This window comes from Bacillus sp. EB600, assembly GCF_024494385.1.
Taxonomy (GTDB): Bacteria; Bacillota; Bacilli; order Bacillales; family Cytobacillaceae; genus JAEVLT01.
Genome location: NZ_JAEVLT010000004.1, coordinates 231,079 through 257,866 on the forward strand (window position 1 = coordinate 231,079; position 26,788 = coordinate 257,866).

At 39.8% G+C, this 26,788-nt stretch carries 27 protein-coding genes; 5 read left to right on the top strand and 22 right to left on the bottom strand.

Features of this window, described 5'->3' with window-relative positions; translation table 11 throughout:
* Positions 1-2: 2 nt before the first annotated feature.
* The 9 genes from JN080_RS07055 to JN080_RS07095 form a co-directional block, all read right to left on the bottom strand.
* Positions 3-359: a toprim domain-containing protein gene (locus JN080_RS07055; protein WP_256235222.1), complete on the bottom strand. Its 357-nt coding sequence runs from the start codon at positions 357-359 to the stop codon at positions 3-5.
* Between the two features lie 153 nt (positions 360-512).
* Positions 513-752, bottom strand: coding sequence for a YusG family protein (locus JN080_RS07060; RefSeq protein ID WP_256235223.1), 240 nt, complete (start codon positions 750-752; stop codon positions 513-515).
* 117 nt (positions 753-869) lie between these two features.
* Entirely contained in the window at positions 870-1,349 is a 480-nt protein-coding gene (locus JN080_RS07065; RefSeq protein ID WP_256235224.1) for a DUF2231 domain-containing protein, read from the bottom strand.
* A 190-nt stretch (positions 1,350-1,539) separates the two neighbouring features.
* A complete protein-coding gene (gene gcvH, locus JN080_RS07070; protein WP_256235267.1) occupies positions 1,540-1,926 on the bottom strand; it encodes a glycine cleavage system protein GcvH in 387 nt (128 codons plus the stop codon).
* Positions 1,927-1,994: 68 nt separating this feature from the next.
* The gene (gene gcvH / locus JN080_RS07075; protein ID WP_256235225.1) at positions 1,995-2,378 is read right to left on the bottom strand and encodes a glycine cleavage system protein GcvH; all 384 of its coding nucleotides are present in this window, start codon (positions 2,376-2,378) and stop codon (positions 1,995-1,997) included.
* A 163-nt stretch (positions 2,379-2,541) separates the two neighbouring features.
* Entirely contained in the window at positions 2,542-2,898 is a 357-nt protein-coding gene (locus tag JN080_RS07080; protein ID WP_256235226.1) for an arsenate reductase family protein, read from the bottom strand.
* Positions 2,899-3,143: 245 nt separating this feature from the next.
* Positions 3,144-4,925: an acyl-CoA dehydrogenase family protein gene (locus tag JN080_RS07085; protein WP_305473797.1), complete on the bottom strand. Its 1,782-nt coding sequence runs from the start codon at positions 4,923-4,925 to the stop codon at positions 3,144-3,146.
* Between the two features lie 120 nt (positions 4,926-5,045).
* Positions 5,046-6,221, bottom strand: a complete 1,176-nt coding sequence (locus JN080_RS07090) for an acetyl-CoA C-acetyltransferase (RefSeq protein WP_256235228.1) — start codon at positions 6,219-6,221, stop codon at positions 5,046-5,048.
* Between the two features lie 273 nt (positions 6,222-6,494).
* Entirely contained in the window at positions 6,495-8,876 is a 2,382-nt protein-coding gene (locus JN080_RS07095; RefSeq protein ID WP_256235268.1) for a 3-hydroxyacyl-CoA dehydrogenase/enoyl-CoA hydratase family protein, read from the bottom strand.
* Positions 8,877-9,078: 202 nt separating this feature from the next.
* Here JN080_RS07095 and JN080_RS07100 point away from each other — a divergent pair, with 202 nt between their 5' ends.
* Positions 9,079-9,213 (top strand): YuzL family protein, encoded by a 135-nt coding sequence (locus JN080_RS07100; RefSeq protein ID WP_256235229.1) that lies wholly within the window; start codon positions 9,079-9,081, stop codon positions 9,211-9,213.
* A 79-nt stretch (positions 9,214-9,292) separates the two neighbouring features.
* On the opposite strand, the gene JN080_RS07105 is transcribed toward JN080_RS07100, so the two are convergent.
* The 4 genes from JN080_RS07105 to JN080_RS07120 all read right to left on the bottom strand — a co-directional run bounded on the left by JN080_RS07105 (position 9,293) and on the right by JN080_RS07120 (position 12,830).
* Positions 9,293-10,210, bottom strand: coding sequence for a proline dehydrogenase family protein (locus tag JN080_RS07105; RefSeq protein ID WP_256235230.1), 918 nt, complete (start codon positions 10,208-10,210; stop codon positions 9,293-9,295).
* 260 nt (positions 10,211-10,470) lie between these two features.
* Complete coding sequence (locus JN080_RS07110) at positions 10,471-10,722, bottom strand: DUF2573 family protein (RefSeq protein ID WP_256235231.1); 252 nt, start codon at positions 10,720-10,722, stop codon at positions 10,471-10,473.
* A 44-nt stretch (positions 10,723-10,766) separates the two neighbouring features.
* Entirely contained in the window at positions 10,767-11,939 is a 1,173-nt protein-coding gene (gene rodA, locus JN080_RS07115; RefSeq protein ID WP_256235232.1) for a rod shape-determining protein RodA, read from the bottom strand.
* Between the two features lie 102 nt (positions 11,940-12,041).
* Positions 12,042-12,830: a DUF4931 domain-containing protein gene (locus JN080_RS07120; RefSeq protein WP_256235233.1), complete on the bottom strand. Its 789-nt coding sequence runs from the start codon at positions 12,828-12,830 to the stop codon at positions 12,042-12,044.
* A 193-nt stretch (positions 12,831-13,023) separates the two neighbouring features.
* Here JN080_RS07120 and JN080_RS07125 point away from each other — a divergent pair, with 193 nt between their 5' ends.
* Positions 13,024-13,806, top strand: a complete 783-nt coding sequence (locus JN080_RS07125) for an undecaprenyl-diphosphate phosphatase (RefSeq protein ID WP_256235234.1) — start codon at positions 13,024-13,026, stop codon at positions 13,804-13,806.
* A 397-nt stretch (positions 13,807-14,203) separates the two neighbouring features.
* Here JN080_RS07125 and JN080_RS07130 read toward each other — a convergent pair whose 3' ends face one another.
* Positions 14,204-15,445 carry an MFS transporter gene (locus tag JN080_RS07130; protein WP_256235235.1) on the bottom strand — a complete coding sequence of 414 codons (1,242 nt, stop codon included), beginning with the start codon at positions 15,443-15,445 and terminating at the stop codon, positions 14,204-14,206.
* 222 nt (positions 15,446-15,667) lie between these two features.
* Here JN080_RS07130 and JN080_RS07135 point away from each other — a divergent pair, with 222 nt between their 5' ends.
* A complete protein-coding gene (locus tag JN080_RS07135) occupies positions 15,668-16,543 on the top strand; it encodes a LysR family transcriptional regulator (RefSeq protein WP_256235236.1) in 876 nt (291 codons plus the stop codon).
* Positions 16,544-16,652: 109 nt separating this feature from the next.
* Here the strand turns inward: JN080_RS07135 and JN080_RS07140 are convergent, their stop codons facing one another.
* From JN080_RS07140 to nadE, 4 genes are all read right to left on the bottom strand, one after another.
* On the bottom strand, positions 16,653-18,032 hold the full coding sequence (locus tag JN080_RS07140) for a HAMP domain-containing sensor histidine kinase (protein ID WP_256235237.1): 1,380 nt from the start codon (positions 18,030-18,032) through the stop codon (positions 16,653-16,655).
* Positions 18,010-18,723, bottom strand: coding sequence for a response regulator transcription factor (locus JN080_RS07145; RefSeq protein ID WP_256235238.1), 714 nt, complete (start codon positions 18,721-18,723; stop codon positions 18,010-18,012). The genes JN080_RS07140 and JN080_RS07145 overlap by 23 nt, the downstream gene beginning before the upstream one ends.
* A gap of 358 nt (positions 18,724-19,081) precedes the next feature.
* A complete protein-coding gene (locus JN080_RS07150) occupies positions 19,082-20,293 on the bottom strand; it encodes a membrane-associated sensor domain-containing protein (protein ID WP_256235239.1) in 1,212 nt (403 codons plus the stop codon).
* 136 nt (positions 20,294-20,429) lie between these two features.
* Entirely contained in the window at positions 20,430-21,251 is an 822-nt protein-coding gene (gene nadE / locus JN080_RS07155) for an ammonia-dependent NAD(+) synthetase (RefSeq protein ID WP_256235240.1), read from the bottom strand.
* A gap of 203 nt (positions 21,252-21,454) precedes the next feature.
* Here nadE and JN080_RS07160 point away from each other — a divergent pair, with 203 nt between their 5' ends.
* Positions 21,455-21,664 (top strand): spore germination protein, encoded by a 210-nt coding sequence (locus JN080_RS07160; protein ID WP_256235241.1) that lies wholly within the window; start codon positions 21,455-21,457, stop codon positions 21,662-21,664.
* 100 nt (positions 21,665-21,764) lie between these two features.
* Positions 21,765-22,292: an acyl-CoA thioesterase gene (locus JN080_RS07165; RefSeq protein WP_375141598.1), complete on the top strand. Its 528-nt coding sequence runs from the start codon at positions 21,765-21,767 to the stop codon at positions 22,290-22,292.
* Here the strand turns inward: JN080_RS07165 and JN080_RS07170 are convergent.
* The 4 genes from JN080_RS07170 to JN080_RS07185 all read right to left on the bottom strand — a co-directional run bounded on the left by JN080_RS07170 (position 22,262) and on the right by JN080_RS07185 (position 26,511).
* Positions 22,262-23,416 (bottom strand): serine hydrolase domain-containing protein, encoded by a 1,155-nt coding sequence (locus JN080_RS07170; protein ID WP_256235243.1) that lies wholly within the window; start codon positions 23,414-23,416, stop codon positions 22,262-22,264. The genes JN080_RS07165 and JN080_RS07170 overlap by 31 nt on opposite strands.
* Before the next feature lie 204 nt (positions 23,417-23,620).
* Positions 23,621-23,854, bottom strand: coding sequence for a group-specific protein (locus JN080_RS07175; RefSeq protein ID WP_256235244.1), 234 nt, complete (start codon positions 23,852-23,854; stop codon positions 23,621-23,623).
* A gap of 34 nt (positions 23,855-23,888) precedes the next feature.
* A complete protein-coding gene (locus JN080_RS07180) occupies positions 23,889-24,893 on the bottom strand; it encodes an AI-2E family transporter (protein ID WP_256235245.1) in 1,005 nt (334 codons plus the stop codon).
* 139 nt (positions 24,894-25,032) lie between these two features.
* The gene (locus tag JN080_RS07185; RefSeq protein ID WP_256235246.1) at positions 25,033-26,511 is read right to left on the bottom strand and encodes an ATP-binding protein; all 1,479 of its coding nucleotides are present in this window, start codon (positions 26,509-26,511) and stop codon (positions 25,033-25,035) included.
* Between the last annotated feature and the right edge of the window lie 277 nt (positions 26,512-26,788).

Sequence of the window (26,788 nt, forward strand, 5' to 3'; positions counted from 1 at the left end):
ACTCAGCTCTTCTCTAAATACTCTTTATGGACATCAATATTTGCACTAAGCAAGACAGTAGCCAGATGCTTTTTCGGTGCTGTTGCTACTTCCCGGTACATTTTATCGATATATAAATGCTCTGCTTCCGGCAGTTCCCTTTTAAAATGCCTGCGCAGCTTTTCTCCGGCCGCATCAGCATCAGCGAGAATATAAACCTGTTTATTTTCAAGCAGCTCCACTAACTCATCGAGTTTAGTGATGCTGATTGTTCCATTTGTACAAATGATTTCAACAGGTTCCCTAATAATAGTCTCTACCTTTTTCTTATCCGATTTTCCCTCGACAATAATGACCTTATCAGCGTATACATCATTCATGCAAAATCACCTATTAAAGTAAGTTGATGGTTCTAAATTATCATATTCCCTTTCGGACAATAACGTGTCCTACTGTATAAAAATAACTATACCATCATTTCTGTGTAAACAAGTTGGTGATTGCTCATAATTTTTCGGATTTTTGACCAATACTCAGCACCAGCCGCCTTCATCACAGTCTGTATAGCGGGGGTCTGTTTTGTCAGGAACAGAGACACTTTGATATATTTTCTGCTGATCTGCTTCAAAATGATGTTCAAGCGTATATTTGCTACCTTCAGGGAGTGTTATTTTTCCAATCGGTGAATTTCCCAAAAACAGTTCAATCTCCCCATTTTTTAATTTACCAATGACACGGTCGGTTACATCAATTTTCTTTTGCGTTAATGTCATTTCTTTTCAGCCTTTCTTTACTAGTATTTTTCATAGTTTATCCATCGACAGACTTAAAAAATTAGGAAAAGCAAGGAAAAAGAAAACGCCCTGACCTGGTCGAGACGTTTTAAAAAATTAATCGTGTTCGTGGAATCCTGCTTTTGGAGGGTTCACATATTTTCCATCCATTTTTACGCCAACGCCCTGATCATAAACCATTTTTCCGCCAAAATATCCGACAGACAAAACGCTAACCGTACATAGCAACGCAAGGATACAATAGACTATCAATGAGAAACGGACGAGCTCTTTCTTCTTAACCATGAAGAATACTCTTACTGCCACGACGAGAAAAGCAATTAATGTCGTAACATCTGCTAATTGTGAATGATAATGAAGTACATTAGTGTTACCTCTTGCATCCTCCTCAGGGCCTGTCCCAACGGCAATCCACGCACTCAAAAAGGCAAGGATCCAGAGCCACAGCCCCTGTTTTGGCGATACCTTTCGTTTTGTGATCATTAAAATGATGTCGTAGCAGGTGGCAATGATGATCAGTGCAATCGGAAAATGGACCATAATTGGATGGATGTGTGAGAAAACCTCTTGAAACATAAATGGACACTCCTTCTTAAAAGCTTGTTCTGCTTACTCCACAGTAACAATACCATTGAACTTTTAAAAATTCTTTAAAAACAAAGTTATTCTAGTTTATAAGTCTGAAACCTATCTGAAATACTCCTTTATCCTGCAAAAAAAAGAACAGCTAAACTGCTGCTCTTCAGATGTGGTTTTTGAATTCTTCCTAGTCTTTGTTGATTATTGCTTCATATTGTTCTGCGGTCAGTAATTTCTCTATCCTACTATGATCTAATGGTTCAATGACAACCAGCCACCCCTTTTCATAGGGTGACTCATTGACAAATTCCGGGTGGTCATAAAAATCCCCGTTTACATCGGCAATCTTGCCACCGACTGGAGCAATAAGCTTCAAAATCTTTAAATCCCGTTTATCAGTTTCAATTTCTCCAAACTGTTCATCCGCGGTTACTTCGTCGCCAGGCTCAGGAAGCTCAACAAAAACGATATCTCCTAACTTTGCTTGAGCAAAATTGGTGATCCCAACTCGAATCTTTTCCCCTTCAACTTTTACCCATACATGCTTATCGGAGTACCGCAAATCTGTTGATATCATCACAATCAATCCCCCGTAAAAACTTACCGCTTATCTATAATTATTCCTGTGGAAATAGCTAGTAACTAATCTTCTTTTATTATGTCATCATATTGTTCAGGTGTTAAAAGTTTATCCACCTCGCTGGAATCTGTTAATTCAATGGCAATCATCCAAGCCTTTTCATATGGAGACTCATTGACAGATTCCGGGTTGTCATTTAAATCTTCATTTATTTCAACCACTTTTCCGCTTACAGGAGCATAAAGCTCTGAAACAGTTTTAACTGATTCTACACTGCCAAACGGCTGGTCAATTGTTACTTCAGTGCCTACTTCCGGAAGCTCAACAAAAACGATATCTCCTAATTCATGCTGAGCAAAATGAGTGATCCCGACACGAACCTTTTCTCCTTCGACTTTTACCCATTCATGTTCTTCAGTATACTTTAAATCTTTTGGTGTGTTCATTAAAAATCCCTCCAATAGTAAATTAGTAATTCCACTCTGTATGTATCCTATCCAGCAGCGATCATGAAGATTCAAACAGCGCCCCCGATAAGATCAACTAAGGCGGCAAAAGATCTTACTGCCAGTAGTTTCACATTATCTTAATCTAAATACAAATTCAAGTTTACAACCACATTTTTTCGAAGCTTTCCTCGTTAAAACCGACGGTAACTTTTTCACCATCCGTCAAAATAGGTCTTTTCATTAACATGCCATCACTTGCAAGCAAGTCAAGCAGCTCCTGCTCTGAAGCAGTCTTCATTTTATCCTTTAATCCCAGCTCCCGATACTTTTGACCACTTGTATTAAAAAATTTATTTAGACTGAGCCCGCTCTTTTGGTGAAAATTCTCAAGTTCCTCCCGAGACGGAGGATTTTCAACAATATGTATTTCTTGATAAGAAACCTGATGTTCATCCAGCCATTTTTTCGCTTTTCGGCAGGTACCACATTTAGGATACCAATAAAACGTTACTTTCATCCCTTTTATCACCTTCACTCCCACTATCTAGCATTTCAAAGAAATAGTACCGTACTAGAAATTTTTTCCTAACATGCAGTGTCTTAAACAATAATGAAAAACCACATAGAAAAAACTTTCGACCTTTTTAGTGCAAATTCCTTCTTTCTCATCGAAAAATTTAAAAAGAAAGGATCTACCCCCCTTAGCAATTGATTTGCTCATTGCTTTCGGAGTTTAGACCCTGTTTATATCCTCTTTTAAATTTATCCTATAAAGCGTTCGGCAGCAATAAGTTGATTGGCAGCCTCTCTTTTCTTTGCAATAACATTAATTGGAGTGTGTCGGGTAAATTTACGAAGCGCAGAGAGTAGCATTCTTAACGTATCTCCTTGTTCTGTAGCCACCAGCGTTTCTTTTGCATGCTGTTCAATTTCATTGAAAGACTCCTGGCAAAAAATTTGCGTATAAAGAAGCTTTTGTTTACTCTTTTCAAAGCCTGCTTTTTTAATCGCTTTTTCCGTCCGCACTACCACCGATTCCATTGCATAAGCGTTGGAGACAATATCAGCAATATTCGCCAAAATTTCCTGTTCCTGATCAAGTGCTTTACCATATTTTTGGACTGCTAAGCCCAATGCCAATAAGCCAATCTTCTTTGCATTCCTGACAAGGTGCTTTTCTTGTGCCAAAGGCTCATCACTGGGATCCTCCGGTATCAGCATCATCAGTTCCTCCTGCAGGCTTTGCGCTTTTTGGAGTAATGGGAGCTCACCCTTTAATGCTTTACGAATATAGGTGCCAGGCACAAGCAGACGGTTAATTTCATTCGTCCCTTCAAAAATACGATTAATTCGGGAATCGCGGTAGGCTCTTTCTATCGCGTAGTCCTCCATATAGCCATAACCGCCATGAATTTGTACTCCCTCATCAACCACATAATCAAGCGTCTCCGAAGCAAAAAACTTATTCAACGAACATTCAATGGCATATTCTGCAATCGAATTCGCCACTTCCTTGCGGTTTTTGAGATCTTCATCGGTAAGCCGGCTCATCCGGTCTTCGAATAATCCAACGGTACGATAAACGGAACTTTCAGTTGCATAAATTTTTGCAGCCATTGTTGCTAATTTTTCTTTTGTTAAATTAAATTGGGAAATTGGGGTGTTAAATTGCTGCCGGACGTTGGCATATTTTACAGTTAAATCAAAAGCATATTTAGCTGCCCCAACGGCGCCTACCCCCAGTTTATAGCGGCCGATATTTAAAATATTAAAGGCAATAACATGCCCCCGCCCAGCTTCACCAAGAAGATTTTCAACAGGTACGGGAACATCTTCGAGAACCAACGTTCTTGTCGACGAACCCTTAAGCCCCATTTTCTTTTCTTCTGCTCCGGTGGAAACCCCTTTACATTCCCTCTCAACAATAAATGTAGAAAAATGCTGGCCATCAATTTTTGCGTACACAATAAATATATCTGCAAACCCCGAATTCGTAATCCACTGTTTTTCACCATTTAATAGATAATGTGTTCCCTCGGCATTTAGCTTTGCTGTGGCCTTTGCTCCTAATGCATCCGACCCGGAACCTGGTTCAGTAAGCGCATAAGCAGCTATTTTTTCTCCTGTAGCTAAAAAGGGTAAATACTTTTGCTTCTGCTGTTCAGTGCCAAATAAAATGATCGGCAGTGAACCGATTCCAACATGTGCTCCGTGTGTAATCGAGAAGCCTCCGGCGCGGGCCATTTTTTCAGTAATTAAGGCAGAGCTGATTTTATCTAAACCTAAACCGCCATACTCTTCAGGCACATCAGCACATAATAAACCAAGCTCACCTGCTTGTTTTAATAGTTTTACCGAACGATCAAATTCATGATTTTCAATGTACTCAACCTGAGGCATAACTTCTTTTTCAATAAAATCCTCAGTCAGCTTTGCAATCATTTTTTGCTCATCCGTATAATCTTCAGGAGTGAACATTTGTTGATAGGAAATATCCTCGATTAAAAAGCTTCCGCCTTTAATGACGTTTTCAGTTTGCTTCATGACCTTTCCTCCGATCATTTTTCAAAAATAAACAACAAAAAGCGTACCGTTTAGCGACGTTTACTAGTCGCTGGGTGCTGGAGCTAGACACCAAGGGAATTTTTCCCTGCTTTTGCTTACTTACAGAAGTTCAAATACTCCGGCGGCCCCCATCCCACCGCCGATACACATCGTCACGACACCAAATTGCACATTGCGGCGTTTCATTTCATGCAGCAAGGTTAAGGTCAGCTTTGTACCGGTGCAGCCAAGTGGGTGCCCAAGGGCAATTGCGCCGCCATTGACATTGACTTTTTCCTCATCAAGCCCTAGCTCACGGATTACTTGGATCGATTGTGATGCAAAGGCTTCATTGAGTTCAAATAAGCCGATATCCGAAATGTCTAAACCTGCCTGCTTTAACGCCTTGGGAACAGCAACGACTGGACCAACGCCCATAATTTCCGGTGGCACTCCTCCGACAGCAAACGACCTGAATTTTGCCATTGGCGCAAGACCAAGCGATTCCGCTTTTTCCCGGTCCATGACCATTACTGCGGCAGCACCATCACTTGTTTGCGAAGCGTTGCCGGCAGTCACACTGCCCGTCACTGAAAATGCCGGACGGAGCTTAGCGAGCGTCTGCGGATTTGTGTCTGGACGGACCCCTTCATCCTCAGAAAATCGAATTGTTCTTTCCACTACTTTATTGTCTTTTCCGATGGTACGGTTTGTTACGTCTACAGGAACAATTTCATCAACAAATTTTCCTTCCTGAATAGCCTTTGCAGCTCGCTGATGACTGCGGACGGCAAACGCATCCTGGTCTTCTCGGGAAATGCCGTATTTTTTGGCCACTTGTTCAGCTGTATGCCCCATACTCATATAATACTGAGGCGCACTTTCCGCTAATTTGATGTTTGGCCGAACGACATGACCCATCATTGGCACAAGGCTCATTGATTCAGCCCCGCCGGCGATTGCAGTATCCATTTGCCCAGTGATAATTCCCTGTGCCGCGTAGGCGATTGATTGAAGACCGGAAGAACAGTAGCGATTAATGGTAATTGCCGGAACTGTATAGGGCAGACCGGACAAAGCCCCAATGTTGCGAGCCATGTTCATCCCCTGCTCAGCTTCCGGCATCGCGCAGCCAAAGATTAAATCATCAATATTTCCTTCGTAGTTCCCCGCTCGCCTCAGTGTTTCCTTTACTGCTATTGCCCCTAAGTCATCTGGGCGCATGTGGGCAAGTGTACCCTTTTTTGCTTTCCCGACAGGGGTTCTGGCACCTGCGACAATGACAGCTTCTCTCATTTCGTTCCCTCTCTTTCTCTATCAATTTAGTAAATGGCGTGATTTCAATTTTATTTCATCGATTTTTACATTTATTTTTGAAGAAGTGCAAGCTGACTCCGATGCTTTTGGAATGATTCCGCCAATATCGATGATAATACCGCCAAACTAACCATTAATTGCGCCAAACAGAAATTTATTTCGCCAAATTCACGATTATTCCGCCAAAACTAAAGTTTATTCCGCCAACGACTAAATTTGATCTCCTTGCTGATCTCGCTTGCAACCAAATCTCTAATTACGAAGCGGCTTGCCTTTCACAAGCATATGCTGCATACGTTGCTGTGTTTTAGGTTCAGCAACAAGGCTTAAAAATGCTTCTCTCTCTAAATCTAACAAGTATTGTTCATCGACTTCTGTTCCATATGGAACATTCCCGCCTGCAAGCACAAAGGCAAGTTTTTTTGCAATCTTTAAATCATATTCGGAAATATAGCCGGATAGAAACATCGCTTCCGCACCCAGTAACAACGTTGCATAGCCTGTATCCCCAACAACAGGGATTTTTTTACGAACCCTTGGCTTATAGCCCTTTTCATGTAAGGCAAGAACAGCTTGCTTGGCATCGTACAAGAGGTGATCACCATTCACGCTGATTCCATCAGCAGCTCCCAGAAAATTATTTTCACGAGCCTCATCACCTGACCCAGAAACCTTTGCCAGCGCGATCGTTTCAAATACCTTATTTGCGACCTTTTGAAGATCAACCTCGACACCGTTAGCTATCCTCTCAATATGCCTACAATAAAGCTCTTTATTTCCACCGCCGCCTGGAATAACGCCAACACCCGTTTCTACAAGCCCCATATAGGTTTCTGAGGCCGCCTGCACATAGGCAGCTGGAAGGCAAACCTCCGCACCGCCGCCTAGCGTCATTGCAAATGGTGCTGCTACAATCGGTTTTGAACTGTATTTTATTTTCATCATGGCCTGCTGAAAATGACGGACAACGAGCTCAAGCTCAAAAATATTATCGTCCTGTGCCTCCATTAAAATGAGCGCAAGATTTGCACCGACACAGAAGTTTTTCCCCTGATTCCCAATCACGAGCCCTTTGAAATTTTTTTCAACTTCATCAACCGCAAAGTTAATCATTTGAATAATATCTAAGCCAATCGCATTATTCGGTGAATGAAATTCTAAGAGCGCTACCCCATCGCCAAGATCAAGTAAGCTGGCACCGCTGTTCTTTTTAATTACACCTTTTTGGTTCTTCAATTGGTTGATATTGATAACCTTTGGATTTACTTCAACCGGTTTATATTCTCCATTTTTGTAAAAATAAAGCTGACCCTGCTCTTCTTTATAGAAGGAAGTAAACCCTTTACACTGCATATCCGAAATCCAGGCCGGGATTTCCTCCCCCTCTTCCGTCATTCTTTGTACAGTCCGTTCTAAGCCAAGCGCATCCCATGCTTCAAATGGCCCCATTTCCCAGCCGAAGCCCCATTTCATGGCACGGTCAATCGCAACCAAATCATCCGCAATTGTTCCTAAAAGTCCGGCGGAATAAAGGAGAACCGGACTGAAAATCTTCCAAAGCAGATTGCCTGCCCTGTCATCCGCATAAATCAGCGCTTTCATTTTATTGGCAAGACCCTTTTCCTGCTTGCTGGCCTCAATTGCTGGAGATTTCAGCTTTTTACGCGGCCCATATTCTAATGTATGTGGATCAAGTTCAAGAATTTCTTTCCCCTTTTTTATAAAGAAGCCTTGACCAGCTTTACTGCCCAGCCAGCCTTTTTCAAGCATTGTTTTCATAAAGGCCGGAACCTCAAAGATTTCTTTTTCGTGACCCTCAACCTGTTCATATACATTACCGGCTACATGGATAAAGGTATCGAGCCCTACGACGTCAAGCGTCCGGAACGTGGCACTTTTTGGGCGGCCAATCAGCGGGCCGGTAACTGAATCAACCTCGCCAACACTGAACCCACCTTTGATCATTTCCCGAAGTGTCACTAACAGACCATAAGTACCTATCCGGTTGGCAATAAAGTTCGGCGTGTCTTTAGCAACCACTACACCTTTACCGAGAATATCTTCACCGAATTTCCTTATAAAGGAAAGTACCTCAGAGGCTGTATATTGCGTGGGAATTACTTCAAGCAATTTAAGATAGCGCGGCGGATTGAAAAAATGAGTCCCAAGAAAATGCTTTTGAAAATCCGCTGATCTTCCCTCCACCATAGCCTCTACTGAAATACCCGAGGTATTTGAGCTGACAATACTGCCTGGCTTGCGGTATTGATCCACCTTCTCAAAGATTTGTTTTTTGACAGCTAGATTTTCAACAACCACTTCAATTACCCAGTCAACGTCCTTTAATCTATTTAAATCATCCTCCAAATTTCCCGCTTCAACGAGTGCAATGTTTCCTTTTACTGTAAGTGGGGCCGGCTTTTGTTTTAAAAGCCTTTGTAATGACATTGTACTGATCCGATTGCGTACTTGTTTGTCAGTAAGTGTTAACCCCATTGCTTTCTCTTCTTCGGTTAATTCCTTAGGGACGATATCCAATAATAATGTTGGGATTCCCACATTTGCTAGATGGGCAGCAATTCCTGAGCCCATTACTCCAGATCCCAAAACAGCAGCTTTTCGAATGGATTGGATCAAATTTTCTCCTCCTTCGTTGTATTGAATGAATACTCATTCATTTTCTGCTAACAAAAAGATCTATGGTTGCTTGCTATTATTACTATAAAAGATTTGTAATATTTGTGCAATTGAAAATTTTTAAAACTAAAAAATCATTTATTGTGTTTGTCATATGAATTTCCTTACCTGGGTATTCTAATGTTCGAGGTGATGAAAAATGGCGAGAGTGAAAAAAGACCCCTCCACAGCAGGCGTAAGTGCTGCAAGTGTAAAAGGTAATGCCGGCCCAACCGTTGAGGGCGATGGCGGCGGAAAAAGAAACAGCCAGAATAACCAATATAAAAGAAAATAGAAAAGCTAAAAGCAACCAAATGAAGGAACATAAACTCAAACCTTTGACCCCTCATTCTAGCTAGAGGGGTCTGCCATTTCTATTTTTTGAAGATCCCTTTTAATGCAAAAGCCACATTTGCAGGCCGTTCTGCCAGACGGCGCATAAAATAACCAAACCAATCTGTACCGAACGGAACGTACACCCTCATCTTATAGCCTTCTTTTACTAATTCTAGCTGCCTTTCGGGACGAATCCCGTAGAGCATTTGAAATTCAAATTGATCATTCAAAATCTGATGTTTTTTCACGAGTTCCTTTGTATACTCGATAATCGCTTCATCATGGGATGCAACCGCTGTATAATTTCCATTTAGTAAATGTCTCTCGATGATCTTTTTGTAATTTTCATTAACATCCTTTTTTTCAGGGAAAGCAACCTCTACTGATTCCATATAGGCACCTTTTACAAGACGCAGGCAGGCATTATAATCATTTAAATCCTCAATATCGCTCATTACTCGGAAGAGATATGCCTGCAGCACAGTGCCGATATTATCGTATTCTATTCTTAACGTTTTAAAGAGATCCAACGTTTTTTGGCAGCGCGTAAAATCCTCCATATCAATCGTGACAAACACGTTGTTTTCTTTTGCTGCAGTGAGGATCAGGCGCATATTTTTCATGACAAGCTCATCAGAAATATCTAGTCCTACAGCTGTCAATTTTAAGGAAAGCTGTGAAGTAAGCCCTTCAGCGCCTAGCCTCTTAATGACTTCAATCGAATGCTCCGTTCGCAGGTTTGCCTCCTGCTCACTCTCAACAAACTCGCCTAAATAATCAAGTGTGACATCCAAGCCCTCCCGATTAAGGTCTTTAATGACCGCAACAGCCTGGTCAATTGTCTCACCGGCTACAAATCTTGATGCTCCAAATCGCAATCCATATTTCTTCGCAAGGTTCGTCAACATTTTATTTTTTGATAAAAAAAGGAAAAGGTTCTTCATCGTCTGCTCCATCCTGCTTCCCCCTTTTGTAAACGTTCCTAGTTTACTATATGCCTATTTTCTAATGGATTAACTTTGTCCTTACATTCACTTTATCACCATTACTGTTGTTTGAATAATACCTTAAATAGAAAAGCGGAAGCCTATTGGCTCCCGCTTTTCTATAAGAGTTTCTATCTTTTAACTTTGATAACTGTCTAGCTTCGACGCACAGAAAGTGCTAGTGCCGGCGTTGCCGCCAGGACGGCGGCGCTTTTAGTCGGCAAGCTTTTCTATTTCAACTTTGATTTCCGATGCTGTTCGTTTAGTGATTTAACTTCATTCATAATCTCGATGATTTCATTCTTTGCGTCGGGGTACAATCCGTTCCAGTGCTTAGCGAGCGCCGGCATCGATTTCGCAATATGGCTGTAGAGTGAATAGATCTTTACTTTTTCCTTCACAGCCTCCTGGCTGTTACCAACGAGAAGCTCACTATACTTTTCTACTAATGCATCAAATTGTTGAAGAAATTCTTTTTCCATTATAAGCACCGTCCTTCAAAAGCGCGGCTGGAGTTGCCAACCTATTATGCATCTGTGGAAAACATATATTTTTTATAATGATAGCGGATCGAAAAAATCAAACCCAGGCCAAGCATATTTCCCATCAACGAGCTTCCTCCGTAGCTGATAAACGGCAGCGGTATCCCGGTTATTGGCAAAAGTCCGATTGTCATGCCAATATTTTGGAAAACGTGGAAGGTAATCATGCTGATGACGCCTACACAAAGATAGGTATAAAAGTTATTTTTCGTTTCCATGCCAACCTTTGTAATATGGTAAATTAACAAGAAAAATATACTAATCAAGACACTTGCTCCAATAAAACCAAATTCCTCACCGACAATACTAAAAATAAAATCGGTTTGGCTCTCAGGCATGTAAATATCACGATTTCCATAGCCTTTTCCTGACGTCTGTCCGGAACCAATTGACAATAGCGACTGGGTCAGCTGATATCCTTCAGAGCTTTGATAGTTATAGGGATCGAGCCATGAATAAATACGCCCAAATTGGTATTGCTTCACATGTAAATATTTTTCCAGCAGATTCGGCTGGACTAATACAAAGTAAAAAATGATCCCAATTAGCACGGCACCTCCGACAAACAACGGAACCAAAATTTTCCATGAAATTCCGGAAATAAAAATCATTCCAAGTAAAATCGCCAAAAAAACAAGTGCGGTCCCAAGGTCAGGCTGCAACATAATCAACATGACAGGTACAATGGTGAAGATTGCCATTTTAATAAGTAGCCAAAAATCTGTTTGAACCGTTTTTACCGGATTTTTTTGGTGGTGATCTTCTATTACTTTAGCAAGAGCCAGTATAAGAAAAATTTTAACAAATTCAGACGGCTGCAGGGAACCCAATGCAGGCACCTTAAACCAGCTTTTTGCACCATTGATGTGCGGGGCGATACTCTCTGGTGCTACTCTAACCAAAATAAGCAGAAATAGGCCAAATCCATAGACATACCATGTGAGTTTTTTTAATTGATCTGAATCCAACGTGATCACACCGGCAATAATCCCAGTTCCCACCGCATACCAAATAATCTGCTTAAGTAAGAAGTTCTCTTTATATTGTCCGGTCGTTTGAGCACTGTAGATGGCCAAACAACTGATTAGAAATAGCAATAATAAGGTGAAAACAAGATTATAATCAAGCTTTGAAGTTGTATTTCTATTTGAAGTCATGCTCATTCATTCTCCTTTGAATCAGAACCTGGAAAAGGAATCTGTACATTCATTCATTATATTTTTTATGAGCGTAAAGCACAACTTTTATTCATTGGTTTATTATCCTAAAATTTCCCCTGCAGTACTTGTTTCAAAATAAATACTACTTACTTGCTCCGCCATCCACTCAAGGTTATTCGGCACCTGTGGCAGACCGTACCCAATGTAGATCGGGGTTGTAACAAAACGCGGGACAATCTTTGCATAGACATTTTCATTGAAATGATAGAAAAATACATTATAGCTTGTTGATTTGAATGGAAAATGATGAAGGATATAATGGGCTGCCGTTTGGATATATTCCCCAAACTCTTCTGCGTATCCGATTTCATTCATTTGAACGTTAAATTCATAAAAACCAATTCTCGGCCTTGTCGATAAACTAAAACAAACCCCATTACTTTTCTTAATCACTATACCTTTAAAAGCTTCTTCATCGATATTCTCTTTATAATCAAGATCGTATAATCCAATAATTTGCATATGTGGATGGGCAATTGTTCCCCCTGAAAACGGACCATAATTTTTGAAAAAAATCACCGATTCATAGCGGCCGCTATTCTCCATTTCCAACCAATTCTTCAAGCCAAATTTCAGTAATTTATGTAAATGATCAGCAGGATAAGTAGACAATTCAGCATGACAGTCATCTGTTTCAATGAGGACTGTTTGATAAGCATTCTCAAGGACAGGGTATTTATTTTTCAAAAAAATGATCGGGCCTTCTACCGCTAGAATATCTGTCAGCTGCTCTCTGGCACAAAAAGGACATGCCTGCTCTTTATTTCGGATATTTTCCGGTTTTTGAACACCAATCGATGTATTAAAGTGCAAATGCCGATTCTTCAAACTGCTCCCCCTCTTCCTTTGTAATACTACTATTTTATGGCAAGTTCTATTTCTTTTACACTAATTTGATCTACTTTTCCTTAGAAAATAATTATCGCAATTATATGACATTTCGAAAAATAAGTTAGAATGCTACTTCATACAAGCTTATATACTATATAACAGTGATAACTTAAAAAGAAAGAGGTATTCCATGCTTACAAAATTAGAGGCTTTGATTTTGGGGATGATTCAAGGTTTAACAGAGTTTTTGCCAATCAGTAGTACAGGCCATCTCTATTTGGGAAGAAATTTATTTGGTTTGCAGGAAGCTGGTCTGATGCTAGACACGATGCTCCATCTTGGCACACTTGTGGCTGTTTTTGTTTTTTATAAGGATGAATTTGTTGAAATTATTAAAAAGCCCTTCAGCAAATTAACGTATTTATTAATCGTCGGGACGATTCCTGCTGTGGTAATTGGGCTCCTCTTTAAAGATTTTTTCGATGAGATTTCTAAAACAGGAGTAACGATTGGCTGGGAATTCTTAGTTACGGGGATTTTCCTCTGGTTTGCAGATTCTATTAAAAATGGCTATAAAAAAATGGATCAAATCAGCTATAAGGATGCCTTTATTATTGGGACCTTTCAGGCAGCGGCGATCTTCCCGGCGATTTCACGCTCAGGTTTAACAATCGTAGCAGCCCTGTGGAGAAAGTTAGACAGGGAAACGGCCGCTTATTTTTCCTTCCTGCTGTCAACACCAGCCATTGCCGGCGCTGTTGTCCTTCAATCGCTCGACTTAGCTGGTGGCAAAGGTGAGGAAATTACCTTATCTGCTTTACTAGTAGGAATTGTCTCCTCTGCGGTCTTCGGTTATGTTGCTGTCAAATGGATGGTCAATTATTTGAAAAAGCACTCCTTAAAGCCCTTCGCTGTTTACGTTTGGGTTTTAGGGCTGGTGGTTCTCCTTTTCCAGTCTACAGGAAAATTTTAAAAACGAAAAGCGGAAGCGTCCGAATTAAGGAACGTCGACTAAAACCCGCCACGTCCTGTGGCGAACGTCGACGTCAGCACATCCTGTGCAAGTCCGTATGGACTGGAGCACACCGACTGAGATAAGGCGAACCTTCAATCAGCGAGTGCTTTTCTCGCTGATTGTTAGTTGAGCCAATCGGGTTTTTACGGGCAGTTGAGAATCTACTGCCCGTTAATACGCGGCAAAGGAAACACGAAAAGCGTTAGCGCATTCGTGCTTGACTTATCGTAGGGAGGTGGGCGAGGTCTACTAGGCGTTGGACGCTGGAGCTAGACAATTGTCTATGTTCGAAGTTTTATTCTAATATACTGAAAAAATCCCTGCTGAATGAATGTGTCAGCAGGGATTTTCTCAGTTAGATATGCCTATGCCTATTCGTAATTTGTACGGTATACTTTTGATCCTTCACCGCTGCATGCAATGAAATCATGTACAGACAGACCGAGAGGACAAGGGATAGTGCCAAGAAACCGATAATCATACTAACAACACCCGTCCAGCCAAAATTCGTCCAAAACACCCCTCCAGCCGTGCCACCCACGCTTGAACCGAAGTAGTAGAAAAACAGATAAAGCGACGAGGCTTGTGCTTTATCATGTGTAACACGGCGTCCAACCCAGCTTGAGGCAATGGAATGACCGCCAAAAAAACCAAAGGTAAAGATTCCAATCCCAACAATTTTAATCAGCAGGTTCGCATTCAAGGTGATAACTGCACCTATAAACATAATGAAAATTGCAATCAACAGCATTGTACGCCGGCCGTATTTATCCGCTAAACTTCCAAACCAGGTAGAGCTGAACGTCCCAACAAGATAAATGACAAAGATCCAGCCAACCAACGTCTGGCTGAGGGAATAGGGCGGTGCAATCAATTGAAAGCCGATATAATTGTATAATGTAACAAAACTGCCCATTAGCAAAAAGCCAATGCCATATAAGCAAAGCAGCCCCGGGTCTTTAAGATGACTGATCATCGACTTCATCAGCTTCCCTAATTCCAGTTTGCGCGGTTTAAAGTTTTGCGAAGGCGGAAGACTAAACCAAAATATCAAGCTGGATATTACGCTTAAAACGCCAATGCCAGCGATCGCAACTCGCCAATTAAAGTAGTCGCTGATCATCCCGACAATGACCCTGCCGCCTAAACCGCCAAACGTATTTCCGCTAATATACAAACCCATTGCCACTCCCAGGCTGGTCGGGTCAATCTCTTCACCAAGATAAGCCATTGCAATCGCAGGCAACCCTGCAAAAACGATACCTTCGAGAATCCTTGAGACCAATAGTAAATGAAAATTTGGAACAAATGCAGCCACGACAGCCAGCACAGAAACGGAAAACATAGAAAATGTCATAACGGGTTTACGCCCCCATGACTCCGACAAAGACCCAATAATCAGCATACTAACAGCTAAAGTGATCGTAGTCAAAGACAATGACAAACTTGACGTTGCTGGGGAAATATGGAATTCCTTGGAAAATGCCGGCAGCAATGGCTGTACACAATATAAGTTAGCAAATGTACTGAAACCAGCCGCAATTAAAGCAATATTTGTTTTGCGGAAGGCAGGTGTACCTTTTTTGATATAATTCATATTTTGATCACTCCGATGATGAATTTTATACATGGTGATTTGGTCAAAGTTTTTCAAATAAATCTTCGTAAATCCAGTGTTTTATCAAACCACATATTTTCAAAAATATCTTCATGGTTTATCATAAAGGCTAACAAACAGATGTGTCCAATTTATTATTTTCATCATTTTCATGCATGACAGTTATGAATCACAGTCAAGGCAAACAAGGAGTGTCCGAAGGTGGAGTGGAATCAATTAGAATATTTTCAAACCGTTGCCCGTGTACAGCACATGACACATGCTGCAGAGATCTTGTCTATCTCGCAACCCGCTCTAAGCCGGTCTATTGCCCGATTGGAAGCCGAACTAGGTGTCCCTTTATTTGAAAGGCGAGGTCGATCGATTATCTTAAATCACTATGGCCAGCTTTTTTTAAATCGGGTCAATCGCATGATAAAAGAATTCCAAGAAGGAAAACAGGAACTGAAAGATTTGCTTGATCCGGAATATGGTGTGGTATCACTTGGATTCCTGCATACGCTTGGCCCGGAAATCATACCAAATTTAATTGGAGCTTTTCGCAGTCACTATCCAAAAATGAAATTTCAACTTAATCAAAATAACTCTTACATGCTAATTAAACAGATCGAGTTGGGGGAATTTGATCTGTGTTTGATTACACCTCCTGAAACAAAGTTGGAGGTTCAGTGGGTCAAACTATGGAGTGAGGAACTCTTTGTGATCGTACCAGCCGGACACCCGTTAGAACACCGTGAAAGCATTATGTTAGATGAGATTAGGGATGAGAGCTTTATCTTAGTAAAAAAAAGAAATGCCCTTCGGCAAATTACTGACCAATTATTCCTTAAAGCTGACATTGTTCCCAGAATTGTGTTTGAAGGAGAAGAACTGCATACTATAGCCGGGCTCGTCGCTTCCGGGCTTGGTGTTTCCATAATACCTGATATCAAAGATTTAGACCGCAGTAAAATAGCTCGAATTCGTGTACGTTGGCCTAAATGTGAACGGGCAATTGGGATCGCGTGGGTTGAAGGAAGGTACCTGTCACCCGCAGTAAAACAGTTTAAAGAATTTGTCATTGATTATTTCAAATGATGAGGGCTTACCGGTTAAGAAACCGATGTTCTCTTGACAACATAAGAATACTGAAAAAATGCGGCCCGATTTTGAGCCGCAGTTTTCCTTTAATACACTATGAAACTATTTAAATACTCTCTTCTTTTGGGAACCACAGAATCATGCTGGTTCCTTTGTTTAGCTTACTTTTTACCTTGATAACACCATTATGGGCATCCATTAAGGCTTTTACAATGGATAGACCGATGCCGACTCCACCCGTTTTACGATCACGCGACTTGTCACCGCGGTAAAAGCGCTCGAAAATATGGGGAATATCATCTTCACTGATTCCAGGTCCCTCATCTTCAATCATAAACCCAACATAATCATCCTCTTCCGACAAAACGGACAGTGTCACACTTTTCCCTTCGGGTGTATATTTCAATGCATTATTAAGAACATTTGTTAGAACTTGCATTAAGCGGTCTTTATCAGCTTTAAACCACTCCTCCTGAAGCGGCTCCCGTAACAATAAATCAACGCCCTTCTGCTTACATAGGGGTATAAACATTTCCCATAAAGCTGTAACAACACCCCCTGCTTCTAAGTCCACCTTTTCAAGCCTAATTTGTGGATTCTCTGCAGCTAACAGCTTTTCCATTTCATTAACGAACCGAACAAGCCGCATTAATTCTTCATGACATTGCTGGAGCCGCTGCGGTGTTGGTTCCCAAATCTCGTCCTGAAAGGCTTCAATTTGGCTTCTTAATGTAGCAAGCGGTGTCCGCAGCTCATGGGCTAAATCACCCGTAAATTGCTTTCTAAGCATTTCTTCCTTTGCCAACGATTCAGCTAATTTATTAAAGGATATTGCCAACTCCTTCACTTCTGTTGGCAGACCTGATAACGGAATCCGGATGTTCAAGTTATGCTGTCTTAATTCTTTTGTTGCAAAGGAGAGCTTTTTTAGCCCTGAGGTTAGCTTTTTTGAAAAAATCAAACTGAAGATAACTGCCAGCACAATCGTCAAACAAACAGAGGCATAAATGTATAATTGAATGGTTTGTAAAAACGTATATTCATCGTCAATCAATCCTTCAGGGTAGATTGCCGTTAATTTACCAATGACTATGTTATCCACCTTTAGAATATATGTTTTGGAGAGCCACTGCTCCCCTTTTGTAACAGGCTCCGTTAATCCGAGGCTATTCATCATCCCTCTGATTCTTGATGAATCCATTTGCAGATGATCCATCTGATCAAAAAGCTGAAAATAAAGCTGATCGGACATCGCATACTCGTGCAAGATCCCGTAGATTGGGTCACTTGAGAAAAGACCGTTCTGCTTATAATCCTTTTGGACTTCACCGATAACCCGTTCAATCTTCTTCTCCCGATTATGGTCTAAGTAGCTTTTAAAGCTGGAATTAAATCCATATTGGATAAATATGCTTAATGACAAAATCCCAATTAAAGATACGATTAAAAAGTAAAATAAAATTCTAGACCGGAGTGTTTGCAGCATTCAAGACCCCTCCAAATTTATAACCCATCCCAAAGACTGTCAGGATAATGGAAGGCTGTTTTGGATCAATCTCGATTTTTTTACGAAGGTTTTTTATATGGGTATCAACGCTTCTTTCGTACCCTTCATAGAACATCCCTTCATTCTGGATTTTTTCAAGTAAATCCATCCTGCTGTATACTCGTCCAGGATTTGTCGCCATATTGGTTAACAGCTTATACTCAATGGGCGTTAAATTTACATACTGTCCGTTGACAGTTACTTCCTTTTTATCTAAATCAACGACCAATTGTTTTTCATTAAATTCTAGGCGGTCAATTTTTTCTGACTTCTTTACTCGTCTTAAAATGGCTTGGACACGGACAACCACTTCGCGCGGACTAAATGGTTTTGTAACATAATCGTCGGCACCCATTACGATTCCATTGATTCGATCATCCTCTGAAGATTTAGCGGTCAGCATTAGGATAGGAAGATCTGAATCCTTTCTAACCAAACGGCATACTTCCTCCCCGGAAATATCCGGCAGCATTAAGTCAAGAATCATTAAATCGGGGCTTAACGACTTCGCTTTTTTCAAAGCATCAATCCCATTATCAGCAGTATGTATTTCATATCCTTCTCTTACAAGGTAGGCCTCAAGGACTTCAGTTATCCTTTTTTCATCATCAACGATTAAAATTTTCTGCATTTTTGACCACCCCTCACCATTACTATACCATTCCAACCTATGTTCTGTTTTCGTCTTCACAAATTCCCCACAAGTTCTTCATAACATCTTCAATCTTTTTCCGTAGGATATAAATGTAGGAACAAACGAGGAGATAAACGAAGTGAAAACTCACTCACTATCTACTCATTTCATTTTTGTAGTATAAGGTTTGATGATCTTGCTCAACCCTTAATTAACCTCCATAATAATATATTTTACGAGTGCCTAGGACAATTGGCACTCATTTTTTTTGGAAAAACAATCGGATTCCCACTATGTATATCGCATTAGGTACGATTTGAAAAACCTATCAGACAACTGATAGGTTTTTCGTATGTTAATAAAGAAATTGTGATATGTTTTCTGTTCTAATACTGTCAGCTTGTTTGGTTTCGATTACATACGCTTCTGTGTTTTGAATAGAATGCAGTTCCATAACAGTTCCTATTATCGTCCGTATCCCTTCAGATGCAGACAATCGTTTAACGGATACGAGCAAGGTTTTATTCTTGTAATTGATCTTGAATATTTTATGATCCTGCGTGGTTCCTTTCGATAAACAATAATCCTCAACAGAATGACCTAAGATTTTAAAAATATCTTTTTGCGGTGCATTCGGGATTACCTCCTTCGAAGCGTAACCAAGATTAGCTAAAAGTTCTCCTTCACAAAAGGTACAAATACAGTCATTTCTCCTTACCTCTAATTTAAAAATAAAGCCGGGGTGTTCGGAGACCAATTGCGTTAATTTATCAATTTCAGATATTGGTTCAGTAAAGTAAAAACTTTTTAGAATAAAATAGTAGCCGATTGCTTTAAAAAGGTGGCCTGTGAGGTTTTCAAGATCATAAACACTTTGATAGGTTGTAAAAATCAGCTCTGAGAACAACAAAAAGACAAAAGCTAACGTTATCGACAGTTTTTCTCCTTCTTTTTCGATGAAATATTGATAGAGCATGATGATGATCGAGAGGAATTGCAGAAAACTAACACTATACTCAATCACATTTTTCAGAAAAGTGGTTCCCGTTCCTTCGATTACAAGCAGGGGGAGACTCTTTTCATAGTGAAAAACGAAGGTTGCTGCAAGGAATGCAAGGGTGACTGCGGACACAAACACCAATCCCCGATAATCTCTTTTCAGTTTTCGATTAGGGAAAATGATTAATACCAGCATAAAAACAGACTCCATTACTCTGGCAATCACCCAAAACCATGTCGCTTTTGCAATCGAGCTATCCGTGATAAAGTGAGGCATACCTTTAAAGGAAAGTGTATGCAGCAAGTCGATTGTACCAATGAGGAAGAAAATAAACGAAAGGTAGAGCATTTTGCTTGATCTCGTCGTACCAAAGCTTTTTAAACCATATAAAAAGATTGTCGCCGAGATTGAAATACTAAAAAACTCTAAGATCATATGAATTCCTAAAAAATCTTTCGGATTATAGTACTGGTATAATTGAGGTTGGAAAATGTAAAGCGCCATTAACAAAAAGATTGCTCCAACTGTAAGCATCAAAAATTTCCCTTCCGTTAATGAGGTTTTCACTTTCTTCCCCTCCTTTTCAGATTCATTGTCTTTTTTCCAATTATAGCTAAAAATCCTATCTTTTTTATCTAAATGTTGTGAATACTTTCTAACAAAAAAAAACGAGGAAGGCCATGCCTCCTCGTTAAACGAACCATTATTTCCACCAGCTGTCAAACACCGTCGCCGGCATTCTCCGCTTATGTTCAGTTGCTAGATACCGCTGCTCAATTTTTGCAGCCGCTTCTGCTGGAACAGCTTTCCCTTCAAGATAGTCATCAAGAACATCATAGGAAATGCCCAGCTCTGTTTCGTCTGCCTGACCGGGCTTTTGATCAAGCAAATCAGCAGTTGGAATCTTTAAATAAATCCGGTCTTCTGCACCTAGCTCTTTAAGAAGAGCTTTTCCCTGCCGTTTCGTTAAGCCGGACAATGGCAGAATATCCGCTCCGCCATCACCGTACTTGGTATAAAATCCGGTAACCGCTTCAGCAGCGTGATCAGTTCCGACTACGAGAAGACCTTCCATTCCGCCGATTGCATACTGGGCAATCATTCGCATTCTTGCCTTCACATTCCCTTTATGATAATCGCGTAACGGTTCCCCTTGGGCAATGCGATTATATTCGTTTTGAACCGCATCAACAGGTTCCTTTACATTATAAATGTATTCCCGGTCCGCTTTAATAAAGGCTAATGACGCTTGCGCATCCTCTTCATCATGTTGGACACCATAAGGAAGCCGGACAGCGATAAATAACACATCATGACTATCCCCGCGCAACTCTTCAACTGCCAGCTGAGCAAGTCTGCCTGCCAAAGAAGAATCTTGTCCGCCGCTAATTCCCAATACAAAGCCTTTTGCATTTGTTTTTAAAAGGTAACCTTTCAAAAAATCAATGCGTTTCCGAATTTCATCTTTCGGGTTAATCTCAGGGTTAATATGTAAGTCTTCCATAATCTGTTTTTGCAGACTCATTATGCAAACCTCCCGTCTCACTTACCTATATGTAATGTACCACAAACTCGGGGCAAGCGCTTTAATTCTACCGCTATTCTACTCGTATTCAGGCTATTTTATGCCAAAAGCAGGGCTATCCTGCCCAAATCATTGCTGGTTAGGTGATAGACCATATCCGAAACCAATGACACTAATAAAATATACGAAGGAAGGTGTTTTTTATGGAATACTCCATCAATATTGGTCATTTTACTGTAAACTCACTCTCAAACAATGCCAATATTAATTTTGAAGCAACTCTTCAAAACAGTCATACTGCCAATTCAAAATTCTGCGGCGGCTGTTTTAACTTTGGAGACAATTCCTCTTTTTCGTGTACCCAGACCAATCAATGTCCTCCAGATGATACCAACGGTAATGAGGACAATTAATTTTCGCTCACATTATTCCAGTCTGTTTAGCTTTCCAATTTAAAGCTCAAAATAGGAGAAATATTTGCGGTTTTTCATCATCATAGGCTATTCTTTAAGTATGGAGGGATTACAGTTGGAAGCAAAAACATGTAAGGAATCAAGAGTCATTCGGACGAGCAGAATATTTCCTAATGATGTAAATAACCATAACACAATGTTTGGCGGTAAATTAATGAGTGATATGGATATCATTGCATCCATTTCAGCACAAAGACATTCAAGGGCAGAGGTGGTTACCGCCTCAACGGACTCAGTTGATTTTCTTTGCCCGATCACACCACAGGATTCTGTATGCTGTGAATCATTTGTGACCTGGACCGGATCCTCATCAATGGAGGTCTTCGTCAAAATCATTGCTGAAAATATGAGAACCGGTCTCCGGAGGATTGCTGCGACAGCTTTTTTAACCTTTGTAGCCCTGGATGATGATGGAAAGCCGACAAAAGTACCGAAAATCATTCCGGAAACGGTAGAAGAAAAGAAACTGCATGAAACTGGAAAAGACCGGGCTGAGTACAGGAAATTGCATCGAAAAAGCAGTAAAGAATTGGCTAGTTATCTTACAACCAGCAGACCTTGGGAATAAGCGTCTCCAATCCCCACTTTATGAAAGCGGGGATTTGCTGTGTCTGCATCTAATATCTGAAACAGATCCTTACTAACCTGATGAATGTCCATGCTTTTATCACGAACATTTAACAGGACAGTAATCGTTGTTTTATCCTTATAATAAACATGGAGAGATTCCCAGCCGCCAATGACACCACGGCTGTGCACAGCGTAATCAAAATTGTAAAGTCCCAGCCCATAGCCTGACTCGGAACCTGGTGTTAGGATTTGTTGCAAGCTTTTCTTAGAAACCAGCTTCCCGTTCATTAATGCCGTATCATACATACAAAGATCATATGCTGTTGAGTAAATATCGGCATACCCAAATAAGGTTTGGCTTTTAATTCCCTTAATCCCCTTGATTGAAAGCTTCTGGTCCTTATTCCGTATATAGCCCACAGACGTATATGGAACGGGATTCTTTTTTGTAATAAATCCTGAATGTTGCATCCCTGCTTTTGCAAAAATGTTCTTTTGAATATACTGATGCAGGGATATCCCTGTTACCTTTTCAACAATTGAGCCAAGGATGACATAGTTCGCGTCCTTATAATTCCATTTGGTTCCTGCAGGAAACTGGACAGAGCGATTTTCAACCCCCTTTATGAAAGCTTCAGGTGTCTTCTTCTGAAAATGGAAAAGAGGAGAACGAATCCCTGATGTGTGATTTAATAAATGAACTAGCTTAATATTATTTCCATTTGGAAAGCCGGGCAGATATTTTGCAACAGGATCTTGAATGTTCAGCATGCCTTTTTCCTGCAGTTGCATAATAGATGTCGCCACAATCGACTTTGTGATCGAGCCAATTGGATAGGTCGTTAATTTTTTATTTAACTGACCCGTTTGAAAATTGGCATACCCGACTCCTTCGTTAAAAATCACTTTCCCATCCTTTATAATAGCGATATTTCCATTAATATTCTTGGCAAGCAAATAGTTTTTTATTTTAGCTTGGACGGATTCCTTTACAGATGCTTGTTCAAAATGTGCAGAAACGGCCTGCTTCGTTTTTATCGGGCCCACTTTAGGCTGACAACCGGCTTGACCCACTAATAAAAGGGAGAGAAACAGATAGCCGATAATACGTTTGTATATCATCTAGTCCTTCACCTTACCTTGTTTTTAAAGGGACACGACAACTTGTCTCCCCGACAATCATCTTCTTCACCAAATTCAATCATACCATTAATAACTTTTTTTCAGAGATCGTTTTTAGGAAATATCCCTTAGTATTTTTACCAAGGTTGGGTAATTTTATGAATCAAGAAAGGCAGCCCTCCAATCCACAAGGCTGCCTTTTTATTATATATTTTGAAGAAGAAGATACATTCGGTTATTTCTTTCTTTTTGTTCTTCACCTGAAGCTAGATCATATTTTTTTAATAGATGAAAGATCTCATTTAACAAATCCTGCGTATGTTGTTTTTGAAAAAACGCTGTGAATAATTCCTTTAAATCGTCAGGTAAGAACTCAGACTGTGCTTCATATTTATTTTGGACATCTTCTTGTGAATGATTTAGCTTGCATTCGCCCATCGTAGTACCTCCATTGGTTTTTCTATTAAGTTAACTACTCCTTTTTCTTATGCTCGGTTACTTCTAAAACATCTAAAAGAAAAACAAAAATCGGTATGCCGACAATCAATCCCCACACACCAAAAAAGTGCTCTGAAAAAATCAAAATAATGAACGTGTAAAAAACAGGCAGGTTTGTTTTCGATGACATTAAATTTGGGTTCAGAATATAGGCTTCAATTCCGTGAATAATTAAAATGGCAATCCCGATATATAGAACCTTTATAAAGCCGCCGATACTGTAAGCAATAACCGCCAACGGAATTAACGATAAGATAACACCTGCCACTGGGATGAGCCCCAATAGGAAAATCATGATTGATAACCCGCCCAGCTGCGGAAATCCTAATATCCACAATGAAATGGTTGTCAGTGTGCAGTTGACAAGCGCAATAATCAATTGTGCTTCAATTACCTTACCAAACGTTCCGGCAAATTTCTGTGCAAAAAATTCAAGTTCATTGTAAATAGAGGCAACCTTACTCGTTTTAAACTTCCTCGTAAACTTGATCAAGCTCGGTTTTTCCAACAAACAAAATAAGCTTAGAAGTAACGCAAGCAGAATTTGCAATCCGATCCGACTAATATCAGTAAAGTATCTGATGACATAGGTGAAACCCTGTTCAAAGTAAGTTTGTACTTGGATTTTTGCAATCCGATTGAAGATATAGGTCAAAATGATATTATCATGTTTAGCTGTGTAAAAAGCGGAAAGCTGTTTAATTAAGTCTTTGATTTCTCTAATAATCATTGGTAAATAATTGACCATTGCCCACGAAAACAAACCAACTATGACAGCATATAGAATAACAACAACTAGCCTTCGATTTAATGGAATACGCTCCGAAACAAATTTCACTAACCGGTCCATGAGAAACGTAAAAATAAACGTAAGCAAAATCAAGTTGATCATATCTCTAAGCAGATATAAAACAAGAATCATTAAAGCAAATATGACAATTCGTTTAAACCCACTGCTTTGGAGGATTTTATTAATCATATAGTATTATCAACCTCATTATTTTCAATTTGTATCAATATAAAACAAACCTAACTGACTTTTTACAATTTCTATTCTCAATTATATCCAAAGCAAAGAAAGAACCATCCGTTTGAAAAGTTCCTTCTTTATACTGCTTTTAGGTATTTTCAGAACTATTCGGAAAATGGATGATAAATGAAGTGCCATTTCCCTCTTCGCTTGTGCATTCGATCGTTCCATTATGATTCTTTATAATCCGATAGGATACGAGCAGGCCTAATCCATTCCCCTTTTCCTTTGTTGTATAAAATGGTTCTCCGATTTTATCAAGAATTTCTTTTGGAATACCACAGCCATTATCAGAGATCGTCACGATTGTCTCAGTTGTTAATAGCTCACATTTAATAGTAATTTCTTCATTTGATCGGCCATTAAGGGCATCCAGCGCATTTTTGATGAGATTAATAAACACCTGTTTCAGCTGGTACTTTTCTCCATAAACTGGCGCGAATTGGGACTCAAATTTCTTTGTTACTTTTATACCTTGTCTAAAGGCCTCTGGCTCCAGTAAAAACACAACTTCATTTAATAACTGGATCACATTTAATTCACTGAAATTCTGGACTTGAGGTTTTGCTAAAATCATTAACTCACCAGCTATATGGTTTAAGCTTTCTAGCTCTGCATCAATGACATCCAGAAATTCATCCTTGACTGTCTGTTTATTTTCCCTCATCAATTGGATGAAGCCCTTTATTGCTGTAAGTGGGTTACGAAGCTCATGACCAATCCCGGCAGCTAATTCCCCAATCAAAGCCAGCTTTTCAGTTTGCATCATCGATTCTTCCGATTTTTTACGGTCAAGAATATCAACCGCATAAACCAGTAAGGAGGTTGTCTGCCCGTTTTCAATAATCGGACTAACCACAGTCAGCCAATAGACCTCATACTGTTTGGTTGGATCGAAAAATTCAAAGATTACCTTTTCCTGTGACTCCCAACAAAGCTGATAATGATGGGTGACAATAGCAGCAATTTCTTTGGGAAACATGTCCTCTGGACGTTTTCCAATTAAATCATTAGAAGTGAGTCCCAGTTGATTGAATAATCGCCCTTCACTTAAGGTATGATAAAAGTCTTCATTTTCTTTTTCAATCCTAAGAATAAGAGCCTGCTGCTGCTTGATAATCGATTCCAGTTCACTTTTTGCCTCAAGAAGTGTTCTTTCGTATGTTTTCCGATCGCTAATATCTCTTGAAACACCTAATATGTATCGACAATCCTGTTGATCCTCTATAAAAATTGGGATAATTGTTGTTTCAAATGTTTTATCGATGTGATTAATAATCAAATTCTCTTCAAATGTTAATGATTGTTTATTAAAAATAGCTTTGAGATAATTTTCATTAACTCCCGCTGCTTCATCAGCACAAAATATTTCTTCAATTCGTTTATTCTTTATTTGATGTAACTGTAATCCGGTCCCTTTAAGATAAGCGGGATTGACCTCAAGACATCGGAATTTATCATTTTCTTCCACATCTATTAAAAAAACCATATCCTCTAAGTAGTTAAATATTGTTACTAAATGGTCTAAATTAAAAGTATTACCCAAGTTTTGTAGTGGATGACTCACAAGAACCCACACCCCCTTAAATATTCTACTATCATTATACTTTAAATCTTTGCTTTCGCTATTGTTAAATCCAAATTCCAACTAGAATTTCCTGAATGTGATTGCAAATAATTTATGAAATTTTTCATTTTATTCATAGTTTGTTCATATCTGTTATGTATGATAATCGTAGGTTGCAAGCCTATTAACTTGACCCCCATAAATATAATCTTTACCGGCCGTACAGATGGCCGGTACTTTTTTTATACTTATTTCGTTTCTTACCTGCATGATGACA